At 59.2% G+C, this 15,516-nt stretch carries 14 protein-coding genes; 11 read left to right on the forward strand and 3 right to left on the reverse strand.

The window, feature by feature from the left end; translation table 11 throughout:
* The 4 genes from V8J85_RS05125 to V8J85_RS05140 all read left to right on the forward strand — a co-directional run bounded on the left by V8J85_RS05125 (nucleotide 1) and on the right by V8J85_RS05140 (nucleotide 3,369).
* Nucleotides 1-1,188 (forward strand): vWA domain-containing protein, encoded by a 1,188-nt coding sequence (locus tag V8J85_RS05125; RefSeq protein ID WP_339952604.1) that lies wholly within the window; start codon nucleotides 1-3, stop codon nucleotides 1,186-1,188.
* A 154-nt stretch (nucleotides 1,189-1,342) separates the two neighbouring features.
* Nucleotides 1,343-1,837 (forward strand): hypothetical protein, encoded by a 495-nt coding sequence (locus V8J85_RS05130; RefSeq protein WP_339952605.1) that lies wholly within the window; start codon nucleotides 1,343-1,345, stop codon nucleotides 1,835-1,837.
* Nucleotides 1,838-1,978: 141 nt separating this feature from the next.
* Nucleotides 1,979-2,620, forward strand: coding sequence for an MOSC domain-containing protein (locus tag V8J85_RS05135; protein WP_339952606.1), 642 nt, complete (start codon nucleotides 1,979-1,981; stop codon nucleotides 2,618-2,620).
* A 62-nt stretch (nucleotides 2,621-2,682) separates the two neighbouring features.
* Nucleotides 2,683-3,369: a M48 family metallopeptidase gene (locus V8J85_RS05140; protein ID WP_339952607.1), complete on the forward strand. Its 687-nt coding sequence runs from the start codon at nucleotides 2,683-2,685 to the stop codon at nucleotides 3,367-3,369.
* On the opposite strand, the gene V8J85_RS05145 is transcribed toward V8J85_RS05140, so the two are convergent.
* From V8J85_RS05145 to V8J85_RS05155, 3 genes are read right to left on the reverse strand one after another with little or no spacing between them, the layout of a single operon-like run.
* Entirely contained in the window at nucleotides 3,362-3,901 is a 540-nt protein-coding gene (locus tag V8J85_RS05145) for an RSP_2648 family PIN domain-containing protein (RefSeq protein ID WP_339952608.1), read from the reverse strand. The genes V8J85_RS05140 and V8J85_RS05145 overlap by 8 nt on opposite strands.
* On the reverse strand, nucleotides 3,898-5,103 hold the full coding sequence (locus V8J85_RS05150) for an RSP_2647 family RNA methyltransferase (protein ID WP_339952609.1): 1,206 nt from the start codon (nucleotides 5,101-5,103) through the stop codon (nucleotides 3,898-3,900). Before V8J85_RS05150 ends, V8J85_RS05145 begins: the two co-directional genes overlap by 4 nt.
* A 42-nt stretch (nucleotides 5,104-5,145) precedes the next feature.
* Nucleotides 5,146-5,703: a DUF6778 family protein gene (locus tag V8J85_RS05155; protein ID WP_339952610.1), complete on the reverse strand. Its 558-nt coding sequence runs from the start codon at nucleotides 5,701-5,703 to the stop codon at nucleotides 5,146-5,148.
* 169 nt (nucleotides 5,704-5,872) lie between these two features.
* On the opposite strand from V8J85_RS05155, the gene edd reads away from it, so the two are divergent.
* The 7 genes from edd (at nucleotide 5,873) to V8J85_RS05190 (ending at nucleotide 15,513) form a co-directional block, all read left to right on the forward strand.
* Entirely contained in the window at nucleotides 5,873-7,678 is a 1,806-nt protein-coding gene (edd, locus tag V8J85_RS05160) for a phosphogluconate dehydratase (RefSeq protein WP_339952611.1), read from the forward strand.
* A gap of 18 nt (nucleotides 7,679-7,696) precedes the next feature.
* Nucleotides 7,697-8,338 (forward strand): bifunctional 4-hydroxy-2-oxoglutarate aldolase/2-dehydro-3-deoxy-phosphogluconate aldolase, encoded by a 642-nt coding sequence (gene eda, locus V8J85_RS05165; RefSeq protein ID WP_339952612.1) that lies wholly within the window; start codon nucleotides 7,697-7,699, stop codon nucleotides 8,336-8,338.
* Between the two features lie 1,009 nt (nucleotides 8,339-9,347).
* Nucleotides 9,348-9,932, forward strand: coding sequence for an ANTAR domain-containing response regulator (locus V8J85_RS05170; RefSeq protein ID WP_339952613.1), 585 nt, complete (start codon nucleotides 9,348-9,350; stop codon nucleotides 9,930-9,932).
* Nucleotides 9,929-11,071 carry a CmpA/NrtA family ABC transporter substrate-binding protein gene (locus V8J85_RS05175; RefSeq protein WP_339952614.1) on the forward strand — a complete coding sequence of 381 codons (1,143 nt, stop codon included), beginning with the start codon at nucleotides 9,929-9,931 and terminating at the stop codon, nucleotides 11,069-11,071. Before V8J85_RS05170 ends, V8J85_RS05175 begins: the two co-directional genes overlap by 4 nt.
* 252 nt (nucleotides 11,072-11,323) lie before the next feature.
* The gene (locus V8J85_RS05180; RefSeq protein ID WP_339952615.1) at nucleotides 11,324-12,694 is read left to right on the forward strand and encodes a CmpA/NrtA family ABC transporter substrate-binding protein; all 1,371 of its coding nucleotides are present in this window, start codon (nucleotides 11,324-11,326) and stop codon (nucleotides 12,692-12,694) included.
* 81 nt (nucleotides 12,695-12,775) lie between these two features.
* Nucleotides 12,776-13,849 carry an ABC transporter permease gene (locus V8J85_RS05185; protein ID WP_339952616.1) on the forward strand — a complete coding sequence of 358 codons (1,074 nt, stop codon included), beginning with the start codon at nucleotides 12,776-12,778 and terminating at the stop codon, nucleotides 13,847-13,849.
* Nucleotides 13,850-13,854: 5 nt separating this feature from the next.
* On the forward strand, nucleotides 13,855-15,513 hold the full coding sequence (locus tag V8J85_RS05190; protein ID WP_339952617.1) for an ABC transporter ATP-binding protein: 1,659 nt from the start codon (nucleotides 13,855-13,857) through the stop codon (nucleotides 15,511-15,513).
* Nucleotides 15,514-15,516 lie beyond the last annotated feature (3 nt).

Consider the following 15,516-nt stretch of genomic DNA (forward strand, 5'->3'; position numbering starts at 1 on the left):
ATGTTCCTGCCGTTCTTCGACAATCTACGCGGCGCCGGGGTGCCCGTCTCTTTACGCGAATTCCTGTCGTTTCTCGAAGGGATGAAGGCTGGACTGGCGACCTATGATGTCGAAGCCTTCTACTTTCTCGCCCGCACTGTCATGGTCAAGGATGAACGCCATCTCGACAAATTCGACCGTGCATTCACCGCGACATTCGAAGGGCTGGACCAGATCCCGGCAGAGGCGGTACTGAACGCCGTCGACATCCCCGCCGACTGGCTGGAAAAGCTGGCCGAAAAGCACCTGAGCGACGAAGAAAAGGCCGAGATCAAGGCTATGGGCGGCTTCGACACACTCATGGAAACGCTGAAAAAGCGGCTGGAAGAACAAAAAGACCGTCATCAGGGCGGCAACAAATGGATCGGCACGGCGGGTATCTCTCCCTTTGGGGCCTATGGCTACAACCCCGAAGGCGTGCGCATCGGCCAAAAGGAAAGCCGCCACCAGCGCGCGGTCAAAGTCTGGGACAAGCGCGAGTTTCGCAATCTCGACGACACGGTCGAACTCGGCACGCGCAACATCAAGGTCGCGCTGAAACGGCTACGTCGTTGGGCGCGCGACGGCGCTGCGGAAGAACTGGACCTGAACGGCACGATCCGGGCCACTGCCGAACACGGCTATCTGGACGTGCAAACCCGGCCCGAGCGGCGCAATGCGGTCAAGGTTCTCCTTTTCCTCGATATCGGCGGCTCCATGGACCCGCATATCAAGGTGGTCGAGGAACTCTTCAGCGCCGCCAAATCCGAATTCAAGCATTTCGAATATTTCTACTTCCACAACTGCCTTTACGAAGGCGTCTGGAAGGACAACCGGCGGCGCTGGGACCAACAAACCCCCACATGGGAGGTCTTGCGCACCTACGGCCCCGACTACAAATGCATCTTCGTGGGGGACGCCAGCATGTCACCCTACGAAATCGCCTTCAAAGGCGGCGCGAACGAACACTGGAACGAAGAGGCTGGCGAGGTCTGGCTGTCCCGCGCCCGCGACCAATGGCCCGACCACCTCTGGATCAACCCGCTGGACGAACGTTACTGGCCCTACACGCAGTCGATCCAGATGATCCAACAGATCTTCGGGGCGGACCGTATGGTGCCCATGACGCTCGCGGGGATCGAGGCGGGGATGAAGGCGCTGGGGCGGTGATTTGACTAAGCGAAGGTCTGCAAAGAGCTGACGTAACCGATGCTGCGTAGCGATCCGGTTTCAGCCGACTTAAGACAGCAAAAGTAGTCGCAAGGCCTGCAGCTGGATCATCTCTCGATGAAAAGTGGAATATCATTCTAAAGGGATGTGACATATGCAGTTGGAACAAGTGTTTGAATTATGCGTTTTCGCCATTGTCCAAGCGACATTACCTGATGTGGCTTGGCGGCTGACAGAGGAGACAGCGGGTGGGCATCTTTATGTTGGTCACATTGAAACAGATGCCGGGCGCGTCACAGTTGTAGACAGCATTTCCCGCGGGCCCCGGTCGTGCGAAGTGTGGGGCATTGATCCATATGCGGAAGATGCAAAAGTGGAAGTAAGCTGGAAAGCCGTGGCTGATCGCGCGACAATCTGGGAGGACCAATACGCCAGTCGAAGTGACGTGATCGACCTGCGTGACGACGGTTATCATGAAAGCTTGTTTCTGACCAAACCAACAGAGCTCGCCGCTCAGCTTTTGTTCTCGGCCCAGGATCTAGAGCGTGAAATCGAAAGCAATGTACCGCGTTTCGCCGAGGGCGGCGCCTTGTTATTCGCAGTGACGGATGCAAAAGGCATGACAGTTCAAACGACAACTAGCCCATAAAACCGATATCAACATTAGCCGTTTCTCAAAGACGGCTTTGATACTGCCACTTCAACTAGCCGCTCCGTCCCGCAAACTACACCTTCCCACACCATCACATCAAACATTGCCCACATCGATCATGTCTGCATATTCAGACCTATGACATCTCACACTCTCCTCTCAATCCAAATCGGCAAACCAGAGCCGACCCCCGCCAAAGCGGGCCTTACCGGGCATTTCAAGAAACCCGTCACCGGGCCCGTCCACATCAAAAAGCTGGGCCTCGAAGGCGACACCATCTGTGATCTCGACAATCACGGCGGCGTCGATCAGGCCGTCTACATATTCGGCGAACCCGACCGGGTCTGGTGGTCGGGCGCGCTGGGTCAAGACCTGCCACCCGGCTATTTCGGCGAAAACCTCCTGATCTCCGACATCGAAAGCGCGCAACTCGCCATTGGTGATATCCTGCGAATGGGCGATGTCATTCTGCAAATCACCAGCCCCCGCATTCCCTGCGCGACCTATGCGGCGCATGTCCGGTCCGGTCAGGCGATCAAGCAATTCTACGCCGCCGAACGCCCCGGTGCCTATGTACGGGTCCTGCAACATGGTGAGGTGCAGGCAGGCATGAAGGTCACCTATGATGCCTATCCCGGCGACCGGATCACACTTGTCGAGAATATGCAGGCCTATCTGGCCCGTTTCGCTGACAAGGCGTTCCTGAAACGCGCCCTGCACGTCCCCGCACATTACAAACTGCATGATCTGGCGAAAGAACGCCTTGCCACCGGCGCATAAAATAGCGTCACCGCGTCAATCGGCACTTTGAAATCGACCTGTTCCACGCCCATATTCAAAGCATGATAAAATTCGCACCCATCCTCCTTGCCGTTCTTTACGGTCTCGTCATGTACCGTTTCTCCATCTGGCGGACCAAGCGGGAGCTGGATGAAAAATCCACCGAACTCGCCGATCCGATCCTCAAGCAGATGACCGATCAGATGGCCCAGGCGCTGGATATCGACCGGATCAAGGTGCATATCTATGAAATCGAGCCGGTGAACGGCCTTGCCGCGCCCGACGGGCGCATCTTCATCACGCGCGGGTTCTTCAACAAATACCGGCAGGGCGAAGTGACCTCCGGCGAAATGGCCAGCGTCATCGCCCACGAATTGGGGCACGTCGCCCTGGGCCATTCACGCAGGCGGATGATCGACTTTTCGGGCCAGAACGCCATGCGCACGGCCTTGGCGATGGTGCTGAACCGCTTCCTGCCGGGCATCGGCCCGTGGATCGCTGGAATGCTGATGTCGCTGGTCGCCGCACGGCTATCCCGCAACGACGAATTCGAGGCCGACGCCTATGCCTCCGCACTGCTGGTCAAAGCGGGCATCGGGACAGAGCCGCAAAAGACCCTGTTTACAAAACTGGAAAAGCTGACCGGCGCGCGCGGTGCCGCCGCACCCGCATGGCTGCTCAGCCATCCCAAGACGGACAAACGGATCGCGGCGATCGAGGCGAACGAAGCGAAATGGGCCGCTAGCTAAGCGCCTTGCCCAAGCGTGGCAGACGCGCCTTCTTCATCAGCGCCCGCATCTCCCAAGGCCTGTCCGAAATCGCGTTCGCCTGCGCCAAAACCCGCTCCGCCACACCCCGGACCTGATCCGGTACCTCTTCCAGAAGCCCCCTCAGAAACGCATCCGGATCAACGCGAAATAGCCCCTCTTCGGCCAGCACATTCCCCGGAAAATCCTTCGCGTTGATGGTCATGATCGCATCGCAAGACCCGCCAACAGCCGACGCCAGCACATGAATATCGTTCGGGTCCGGCAACCAAAGCCGCTGTTCCAGCCCTGCATGTTCAGGCACGACCGCATCGGGGAAAGCCGCCCCAAGCGCCGCGATTTCCCCTTCAGCGATCACCACCTGCGCTGGCCCCAGTTTCACCACCGCCCGCTGCCATTCCTCCAAGATACGACTTGACCAACGCACCTCGAACAGCCCTTCGGCCGCACAGCCAAGAACGACTTCGCGCATCACGGTGGGATACAGAACGCAAGTGTCGATCAGCACCCTCATAGACGATAGAACAACACCTTGAGATACCCGCTTTCCGCCAGATGCGGCATCAACGGATGGTCCGGCCCGGCAAAGCCGGTATGGATGATCTGCCCCCGGCGCCCGGCCCGCCCGATCCCGCGTGAACAGGCATTGCGGAACTTTGTCAGGTCCGCCGCGTGGGAACAGGAACACAGGCACAAATAGCCGCCCTCAGCGACCAGCGGTGCGGCCAGACGCGCAATTCGCTCATAAGCCCGCAATCCCGCATCCAGGGCCTGACGTGCCGGTGCAAAGGCTGGGGGATCGCAGATCACCAGATCATATTTCGCCGTCTCCACCCCAAGTGCGGCAAGCACATCGAAGGCATCCCCTTTGCGCGTCGTGAAGTGCGCACCCTGCCCCATCGACGCCGCACCTTGCTCTGCCAGGGCCAACGCATCGGCAGAGCCATCGACAGCCAATACCTCGGTCGCGCCATTGGCCAAAGCCGCCAAACCGAATCCGCCGACATGGGAAAAGACATCCAGCACCTTTGCATCCTTTGCCAAACCGGCGGCAAAGGCATGATTGGGGCGCTGGTCATAGAACAACCCCGTCTTTTGCCCACCCATCACATCTGCGAGGTACGTGGCCCCATTCATCGGCACCGGGATCGGTCCTGTCGGGGCTGTTCCATGCGCGACTTCCATCGTCTCCGGCAACCCTTCAAGGCCGCGTGCGCGCCCTGTTCCGTTCACGATAACGGTTTTCACATCGGTCACTCCAACCAACGCTGCGACCAGCTGCGAAACCAGTCGATCGGCCCATGCGGCGTTGGGCTGTACCACAGCCAGGTCGCCAAAGCGATCTATGATTACCCCCGGCAGCCCGTCCGCCTCTGCATGGACAAGACGATAAAACGGATCAGGATAAAGCCGGACGCGGTGCGCCAATGCCCGGCTGAGACGTAACGCGAACCAGTCCTGATCGATCGTCGCAGACGGATCACGATCCAGCATCCGGCAAATGATCTTTGAGGTCGGATTGACGCCAGCCACGCCCAACGGTTTGCGGTCTGCATCCTCCAATACCGCGACTGTTCCCGGTGTCAGCGCGCGGGTCCGCCGATCCGTCACCAATTCATTTGCATAGACCCAGGGAAAACCGTGGCGAATGGCACGCACTTCGGCTTTCGGGGACAGGCGGACAACAGGCAGGCGCGGGCTTTGATCATAACTCATGCCCGCCCTCCTAATCGTATTCCTTACGGGGGGAAAGCGGGCTTAGCGCAACTCGCCCCGCAGAACGCCCGTCAGGAAATCGACCACCCGCACCTTCTGGGTTTGCCCGCTTTCCTCCAGCCGCACAGCGACCTCACCCCCAGGCGCATCGAGATTGGCCCTCACCCGCCGTGCAGGTTCGATCACAGTGCCGGTACGTGCATCGCGCACAGTCATGTTGAAGACGATGTTGTAAACGCCACCGACGGTATAGCGCGTCTGATTGGTAACGCCATGGAACCGGACCAGTTGGACATCGACGACAACCGGCTGGTCACCATCAAGCACCCCACGATTGCGATCGAACGCGGTTTCGAACATCGCTGCGATTTGTGCGATACGATCACCGCGTGGGTCGCCGCGCCAAACGATGTCGGCGAAGGGGTAGTATCCCTCGGCTTCAGACACATCCAGCCCGGGCACGGTCGAAAACGTGTTACCCGCCAATGAATACGACCGCTGAACATCAGCCGGACCGCTTGACTGCACACCGGTCTGCTGGACCGAGCAAGCCGTCAGCATCACCAAAGCGAGACACAGGGCAAACAGCCTCAAAATCATGTCGAATATCCTCTACAAGTCTCATTGCTTGGCTGTGGTTAACCTGATGTTCAGGGCGCTTTTATGGCGAATTCGTCAACAATTCAGATGACTTCAGGGCAAGAATGCGCCGCTTGTTAGCGCTAACGGGGCGTGGTAGTATGGTTTTAAAGCGATCAGAGGAAGCCCGATGCCACTTCACCCCACAATCGCCGCGGTCACCGACCGCATCCGCACCCGGTCCGAGGACACGCGACGCAAATATATGGACACGATGATCAATGCCGCCGCCGAAGGGCCGCGGCGCGCGCATCTCAGCTGCGGAAATCAGGCACATGCCTATGCTGCGATGGGCGACGACAAGGATGCGCTGGTCGACGGGCCAAGCCCGAATATCGGGGTCATCACCGCCTATAACGACATGCTGTCCGCCCACCAACCGTTCGAGCGTTACCCCGATCTGATCCGCACCGCGGCCCGTGCCGCCGGAGGGACGGCACAGGTCGCGGGCGGCGTGCCCGCCATGTGCGACGGTGTCACCCAAGGGCAGACGGGGATGGAACTGTCGCTCTTTTCTCGCGACGTCATTGCCTTGGCCGCAGGTGTCGGCCTGTCCCACAACACCTTCGACGCCGCGATCTATCTGGGCGTCTGCGACAAGATCGTGCCGGGCCTCGTCATGTCTGCGGCGACCTTCGGCTATATCCCGTCTATCTTCATGCCCGCTGGCCCGATGACATCCGGCCTGCCCAACGATGAAAAGGCCAAGGTGCGCCAGCAATTCGCCGCTGGCGAAGTCGGCCGGGACAAGCTGATGGAGGCAGAAATGGCCTCTTACCACGGCCCGGGCACCTGTACCTTTTACGGCACGGCCAATTCCAACCAGATGCTGATGGAATTCATGGGCCTCCACCTGCCCGGCGCGTCCTTCGTCAACCCCGGCACACCCCTGCGGGATGCGCTGACCACAGCAGGCACTGAACGCGCGCTCGCGATCACCGCCCTGGGCAACGAATTTACACCGGTTTATGACGTCCTCGACGAACGCGCATTCGTCAATGGGATGGTCGGGCTGATGGCGACGGGCGGATCGACCAACCTGATCATCCACCTGCCCGCCATGGCCAAAGCCGCCGGAATCATCCTCGATCTCGAAGATTTCGGTGATCTTTCCGAAGTCACGCCCCTGATGGCCAAGGTCTATCCGAACGGTTTGGCCGACGTGAACCATTTCCACGCCGCAGGCGGGCTTGGCTTCATGATCGGCGAGCTACTTAACGCGGGACTGCTCCACGACGATACGCGGACAGTGGCGGGTGACGGGCTGGAACTCTACACCCAAGAGCCGAAGCTGAAGGATGGGCGGATCGACTATCAGCCGGGCACCAAGACCTCGCAAAACGACAAGATCCTGCGCCCCGCATCGAACCCGTTCCATGCGCATGGTGGTCTGACGCAACTATCCGGCAATCTGGGGCGTGGCGTGATCAAGACCTCTGCCGTCGCCGAAGAGCGCCATATCATCGAGGCCCCTGCCCGCATCTTCCACACGCAAGAGGCGGTGAAAGACGCATTCAAAGCGAATGAGATCACCGAAGACACGGTTATCGTCGTCCGCTTCCAGGGACCGAAATCCAACGGTATGCCGGAACTTCATAGCCTGACCCCGACACTGTCCGTGCTGCAGGATCGCGGATTGAAGGTAGCGCTGGTAACCGATGGTCGCATGTCCGGCGCATCGGGCAAGGCGCCGTCGGCCATCCATGTCTGCCCAGAGGCCGCCGATAACGGCCCGATCAGCCTGATCCAGGACGGTGATGTCATCCGGCTGGACGCCACGAAAGGCACGCTGGAAGTCCTCGATGTCGACCTGACCAATCGCACACCGGCCACCGCCGATCTGACCGGCAACGGGACCGGCGTGGGCCGCGAATTGTTCGAGGTTTTCCGCCAAAACGTTGGCCTCGCCGCGCATGGCGCGGGCGTTGTCGTCTAAATTACAAATGAGAATATCATGACACCTCAAGACGCTTCCATCGCCGCAGCAAAGGTCTGCAGGCTTGCCCCTGTTATCCCGGTTCTGGTCATCGATGACGCCAGCAGCGCCGCGCAGCTGGCCAAAGCACTTGTCGCCGGTGGCCTTCCGGCTTTGGAAATCACCTTGCGCACCCCTGCGGCGTTGGATGCGATCCGCGAAATGGCCAAGATTGATGGCGGCGTTGTCGGCGCGGGCACTTTGCTGACACCAAAGGATGTCGAAGCGGCCAAAGCCGCGGGCGCCACCTTCGGTGTCGCGCCAGGCGCCACGGACATACTGCTGGACGCATGCGAGGCGAATGACCTGCCGCTGCTGCCCGGTGCGGCCACCGCATCCGAGGCGATGCACCTGCTTGAACGGGGTTACAGCGTCCAGAAGTTCTTTCCGGCCGAAGCTAATGGCGGCGCGCGGGCGCTCAAGGCCATCGGCGCGCCGATCCCGCAGGTCAAATTCTGTCCGACCGGGGGTGTCAGCCTGAAGAACGCGAACGATTATTTGTCGCTTGGCAACACGCTCTGTGTCGGCGGCTCGTGGGTCGCACCGAAAGACAAGGTGACCGCAGGCGATTGGGCCGGGGTCACGGCGCTCGCGAAAGAGGCCGCCGCGCTGCCCCGATAAACGAACCGGGACCCCGCCGTTTTCGGGGCAATCCTTAACAGATCGTTATTTTTTGCGGCATTTTGGGTGAAAAAACACTTCTTGCGATTAGTTTTCACGTAAGACACTGAATTTATTTATTTTTAACCGATTTCCCAGCATCGGAAAAACGTCGGACTTTCATCGGACTTTCATATGACTCCGCCGCGCGGCGCCGGCAGATTTCATTTACCTTTCGGAATCGGGCTAGGACCGAGAGCTTAAGGCCACGTCAACGATCCGCGCCGATCACGCAGCGCCGAATGCGTCCGGCGGACGAACCGTGATCAAACCACTACGGAATTTCTCGAAAAGACCTGTCATCGTCAGCCCTCTCCCAAGATAAAGTGCACGCGGTATTCGATGGTATGTCTGGACATTGCCATTTGACGGCGGGCTTGGTCATAAACCTTCCCTTGGCCGGGGCTCTGAACAGACCCAAACGGACGTGTTGCCGACCGGCACCTGCACCTACAGAGGCGTGTCATCAATCAGTCAGGACACGACCGCCCTCAACGACGCAGGTCTGGTGTGCGGACAAACCGGACCTAGGATTTCTCCGCTTTGCTGACGCAGCAGTTGTTCGCGGGCGCGGCACGTCAATCTCTTTGTTGCGGCAAATGTCGCCGAACCGGTCATTCACAGCGGCAGATTGCGCGTGAACCAAAACCAAGCTTTCGCGGCACGCTCTGGCCGTACGAAAGACGCAAAGCGAAGCTGCTGTTGGTTTACCAAAGGCCAGCAACTTTTTGCTACGTTTTTTGCGCATCTACTTTTGGCATTGGCTTGTTGGTCATCAATCTGACTGAGGTAAGGTTCAATCGGAAGAAGTACGGACCTATCCTACATATCCATTACCGCGGCTCTCAATTTGTAGAATAGATGGGCAACCAAACAACGAATGCTCAATTTGGCTGCGGGTAAGTCGTTTGCGCGGGTAAGTGTCTCGCACGCCATTGACGTTCTCACGACCGGCTAAAATGACGGCATCATGAACCGTGATTTGCGAATTTTAGTCGTCGAGCCTGACCCAGAGCGCGTGCGTGGCATCATCGCTGCTCTGACGGACGCAGGGTGGTCGGATGTGAAGGCTCTCGCGCAGATTTCGGGACTGGACCGTTCGGTCAGGGAATTCACGCCCGACATCGTCTTGATTGATCTGACCAATCCGGACCGTGACACGCTTGAACATATTTCATTTGCGACGCAGACCAGCAAGCGCCCTGTTGCGCTGTTCGTAGATCAGACCGATGACGCCCTGACGCAGGCGGCACTGAACGCTGGGGTCAGTGCCTATGTGGTCGACGGCCTCAAGATGGAACGGATCAAATCAGTCCTTGAAACCGCCATTGCACGGTTCAAAATCATGCGACAGATGCGGTCGGAGCTGGATGCCGCGAAACAGGCGCTAGAGGATCGCAAAACCATCGATCGCGCCAAAGGCATCCTGATGCGCCAGCGCAATATCTCCGAAGATGACGCCTACACGTTGCTGCGCAAGACGGCGATGGGGCAGAACCGCAAGGTGATCGATGTGGCCCACGCACTGGTGACGGCGGCGGATTTGTTGTCATGAGCGATATTGTCCTGAATTGCGGTTACGTCCCGCTGGTGGATTGCGCGCCCTTGGTGATTGCAAAGGACCTCGGCTTTGCAGCGGAAGAAGGGCTTGCGCTTAATCTTGTGGCGCAACCGTCCTGGTCGGCGTTGCGCGATATGCTCGCGCTGGGTCATCTGGACGCCGCACATATGCTGTCCCCGATGCCGGTTGCCATGTCGATCGGACTGGGTGGATTGCCTGCGCGGGTTGACGCGCTGATGATCCTGTCGGTGAACGGTACGGTGTTCGGGGTTTCCAACGCTGTTGCGGCAGACCTGGGCGAGGTGCCGTTTGGCGACGCACGGGGGCTATTGGCGGCCCTTGCCACGCGCAGGTCCGGCCCGCTGAGGATCGGCGTTCCGTTTCATTATTCTATGCACCGACTTTTGCTGTCGTATTGGACCTCATCGGTGGAGGGCCTGAAGACGGAAGAGATCGTAGTTCCGCCGCCGCGCATGGCCGATGCGGTTGCGGACGGGTTTGTCGATGCGTTCTGGGTCGGTGAGCCATGGGGCAGCGTCGCGGTTCAACAGAACGTAGGGCAGTTGATGATGACAGGCCAGGACGTCTGGAAATTTGCGCCTGAAAAGGTTCTCGCCGTCCGTCATGACTGGGTTGAAACCAACGAGGACACAACCCGCAGGCTGATGCGTGCAGTCTATCGCGCCTCGGCATGGCTGGATGAGCGCACCAACCGCACGCTCGCTGTTGAGATTCTGGCCCGCAGTGAACACCTCAGCATGTCGCCTGATCTGATTGATCCCGCCCTGTCGGGCCACATTACGTCGCGATTGAATGACGGGCCAAAGCCCGTGGCGCGTTTCATGCAGTTTCACAGACATGCTGCATCCTTTCCGTGGCGCTCTCAGGCGGCATGGATCGCAGGGCAGTTGGGCGCGAACGCGGCAGGCATCCAAAAGGCAAAGGCCTGTTTCCGATCTGATCTATATCGTCAAAACCTGAGCGGGATAGGCGCCGACATGCCAGGTGCCTCTGAGAAAGTAGAAGGCGCGCTGCGGTTTGAAACCGCTGTGGCCTCCACCAATGGGCATATGATTCTTGCACAAGATGCTTTCTTTGACAGCAGAACCTTCGATTTCCCTCCGGCAAACTGATGAAATCTTGGGCAACTTCTGCACCGCAGAAAGAAACTTTGCGGCAATGCAGCATTTTCATTGCAAAGGACGTTTAAGGGGACGCATCGTGTTTTTAATGGGCAACGACGCCCGCTAACCCGCGCCGACCGATGCGGGTCGCGCACCATCCATGAGCAACGCCGCTCGTAGGGACCACGGACCTCCTCCCCCGTGATCTTTACGTGCGGCTTTTTTGTTTTTGCCCCTCTGGGGCGATGAAAGGACATGATTATGAAAAACACTCTTGCGATGTTGCTGGCGACATCCAGCCTCTTGGCAACCTCTGCCGTTGCTCAGTCTTTGGACCTCGAAAAAGAAGACCTTACACTGGGCTTCATCAAATTGACCGACATGGCACCTTTGGCCGTCGCCTATGAGCTGGGCTATTTCGAAGACGAGGGCCTGTTTGTCACGCTTGAAGCGCAGGCGAACTGGAAAGTGCTTCTCGACGGCGTCATCAGCGGAGAGTTGGACGGCGCGCACATGCTGGCCGGTCAGCCTTTGGCCGCGACCATCGGCTATGGCACCGAAGCACACATCATCACGCCCTTTTCCATGGACCTGAACGGCAACGCGATCACCGTGTCCAATGAAATTTGGGAAGAGATGCGCCCCAACGTGCCGCTGATGGACGATGGCCGCCCGCAGCACCCGATCAGCGCCAGCGCGCTGGCCCCCGTGGTCGAGGATTATCTCGATCGCGGCGAGCCGTTCAACATGGGCATGGTCTTCCCCGTGTCCACCCACAACTACGAAATCCGCTATTGGCTGGCCGCAGGCGGGCTTGAGCCTGGGTACTACAGCGACCAGGATATTTCCGGCCAGATCGGCGCAGATGTGCTCTTGTCCGTTACGCCCCCACCGCAAATGCCCGCCACGATGGAGGCCGGCACGATCTTTGGCTACGCCGTGGGCGAGCCATGGAACCAGCAGGCCGTGTTTAAGGACATCGGCGTGCCGGTCATCACAGACTATGACATGTGGAACAACAACCCCGAGAAGGTGTTCGGGATCACGGCTGAATTTGCGGAAGAGTACCCCAATACGACGCTGGCCCTGACCAAGGCGCTGATCCGCGCCGCGATCTGGCTTGATGAAAACGACAACGCAAACCGCGAAGAGGCGGTGCAGATGCTGTCGCGCCCCGAATACGTCGGTGCAGACGCCGAAGTCATCGCCAATTCCATGACCGGCTTCTTTGAATTCGAAAAGGGCGACGTGCGCCCTGCGCCCGATTTTAACGTGTTCTTCCGCTACAACGCGACCTACCCGTTCTATTCGGATGCTATCTGGTATCTGACGCAGATGCGCCGTTGGGGGCAAATCACCGAGACCATGTCCGACGAGTGGTATTTTGAAACCGCCGCTGACGTCTATCGCCCAGACATCTATTTGGAGGCCGCACGCCTGCTTGTCGACGACGGCCTGGCAAACGAGGCGGATTTCCCATGGGACAGCGACGGGTTCAAAGAGCCCACACCGGCCTCTGACATCATCGACGCCATTCCTTACGACGGCCGCGCCCCCAACGCCTACATCGACAGCCTGCCGATCGGGCTGAAATCCGGCCAAACCGTCATCGACGGCGAAGTCCAAGGCTAATCACAGGCCGCCCATTCTGCCCATAGCGGCGCGGGCGGCTGCTCCCTCCTCTTTTTCAAATGCAGCAGTTGGACATCCGATATGACCGCGATTGACCCCACCACACTCGACACAGAGGCCCGCCGCCAACGCCGGTTTTCCCGCATCAACAAGGCCGACGCATGGTTCCGCGTTTTGGGCCTATCCTGGATGACGCCTATTCTGAAAGCCGTCGCAGGAGACAATCCTCGGGGACAGGCCAAGGAAATCTGGCGTCTCTTGGGCGTGCCGTTGCTGGCGATCGCCGTATTCGTGGGGCTTTGGGCCGCGCTGGCACCGCAGGTTCAAACTTCGCTTGGCGCCGTGCCGGGCCCCGCGCAGGTATGGGAACAAGTGGGTGAGTTGCGCGCCGACGCGGTCCGCGAGGGCGAACGCGAGGCCGCGTTTTACGAACGCCAGGATGCCCGCAACGCCGAAGCCATCGCGAATGGCGACCCCGACGCGGTGCGCAACCGCGTCTATACCGGCAAGCCGACGTATTACGATCAAATCTGGACCTCGATCAAAACGGTCTTCTTCGGGTTTCTGATCGCCTCTATCGTGGCGATCCCGCTGGGCATTGCCGCAGGTCTGTCGGCCACGGCGAACGCGGCCCTGAACCCGCTCATTCAGATTTTCAAACCCGTCTCTCCGTTGGCGTGGCTGCCGATTGTCACGATGATCGTGTCTGCCGCCTATACGACGAATGACGGGATGTTCTCAAAGTCCTTCCTGATTTCAGCCATCACGGTGACGCTCTGCTCGCTGTGGCCCACGTTGATCAACACCGCCCTGGGTGTGTCCAGCATTGACAAGGACCTCATCAGCGTCAGCCGCGTGCTGAAAATGAACACCCACACCAAGATCACCAAACTGGTGCTGCCCTCCGCCCTGCCGCTGATCTTTACCGGTCTGCGCCTGTCGCTTGGCGTCGGCTGGATGGTGCTGATCGCGGCAGAAATGCTCGCCCAGAACCCTGGCCTTGGCAAGTTCGTCTGGGATGAATTCCAGAACGGCAGCTCCCAATCACTCGCTCGGATCATGGTCGCGGTGTTCACCATTGGCATCATCGGCTTCCTGCTGGATCGGGTGATGTATGCGCTGCAATCCATGTTCACATTCAGCAATAATCGGTGATCCAGATGAGCTTTCTTTCATTCAAGAACGTCTCGAAAAGCTACGGTGAAACGCCGGTTCTAAAAGACATCAAGCTGGACGTGGCGGAAGGTGAGTTTGTTGTCCTCCTCGGGTTTTCCGGCACGGGCAAAACCACGCTGATCAACCTTATGGCGGGCCTTGAGAGGCCCACCAGCGGGTCGGTGACATACAAGGGCGTGCCCATCACCGAACCAGGTCGAGAACGGGGCGTGATTTTTCAAAGCTATTCACTGATGCCGTGGTTGACGGTGCAGGGCAATGTGGCGCTGGCTGTAGACACGATGTTTCCGGACATGTCCAAGGCCGACCGCGCTGCCAAAGTCGATCACTACGTCGGGATGGTGGGTCTCAGGCACGCGGCCACGCGCCGCCCGGCTGAACTGTCCGGTGGTATGCGCCAGCGCGTCAACGTGGCCCGCGCACTGGCGATGGACCCTGAGATGTTGCTGCTAGATGAACCTCTCTCAGCGCTTGACGCGCTGACCCGGGCCAATCTGGCGGATGAGATTGAAGCGATCTGGGATGCTGACAAGAAGACTTGCATTCTCATCACCAACGACGTAGACGAGGCGATCATTCTGGCCGACCGCATCATCGCGCTGAACCCCGATGGCACCTTGGGCGATGAATTCAAGGTCGATATCCCTCGCCCCCGCGACCGCGTGGCGATGAACAATGACGCAACCTTCAAGTCCCTGCGTGCCCAGGTCACGACCTACCTGATGGACGTCGGCATCGCCGCCAAAGTCGAAGACACCCGCCTTCTGCCCAATGTCACGCCGATCCATTCGGTGCCTGCGGCGGTCGCGAAGGCGCAAGAGGGTGCGATCGAAGAGAAATTCCTCAACTTCTCGCAGCTTGACAAGGTGTACCCGACCCCGAAAGGCCCACTGACTGTGGTCGAGAACTTCGATCTGAAGGTCAACAAGGGTGAATTCATCTCGCTGATCGGGCATTCGGGCTGCGGCAAATCTACTGTGCTGACCATGGCTGCGGGGCTGAATCCGATCTCCAAAGGCGCGATCCGGCTCGATGGTTGGAATGTCGAAGGGGCCGATCCCGAGCGCGCCGTCGTATTCCAGTCGCCCAACCTCTTTCCCTGGCTCACCGCCAAGGAAAACGTCGCGATCGGCGTCGACAAGGTCTACCCCAAAGCGTCGCAGGCCGAACGGCAGGATGTCGTCGAATACTACCTCGAACGCGTCGATCTCGCTGACAGCATGGACAAAAACGCGGCAAGCCTGTCGAACGGGATGAAGCAACGCGTTGGCATTGCCCGCGCCTTTGCCCTGTCGCCCAAACTGCTGCTGCTGGATGAACCCTTCGGGATGCTCGACAGCCTGACCCGATGGGAACTGCAGGAGGTTCTCATGGAAGTCTGGTCGCGCACCAAGGTCACCGCGATCTGTGTGACCCATGACGTGGACGAGGCGATCCTGCTGGCCGACCGTGTCGTGATGATGACCAACGGCCCGCAGGCGACGATTGGCAAGATTACCGATGTGAACCTGCCGCGTCCCCGCACCCGCAAGGCGCTGCTCGAACACCCAGACTACTACGCCTACCGGCAAGAAGTCCTCGATTTCCTAGAGGAATACGAGCACGGCAGCACACCGAAACCCAAAGCCATCGCAGCGGAGTGACCG

Origin of the sequence: Yoonia sp. 2307UL14-13, assembly GCF_037572755.1 — a bacterium.
Classification (GTDB): Bacteria; Pseudomonadota; Alphaproteobacteria; order Rhodobacterales; family Rhodobacteraceae; genus Yoonia.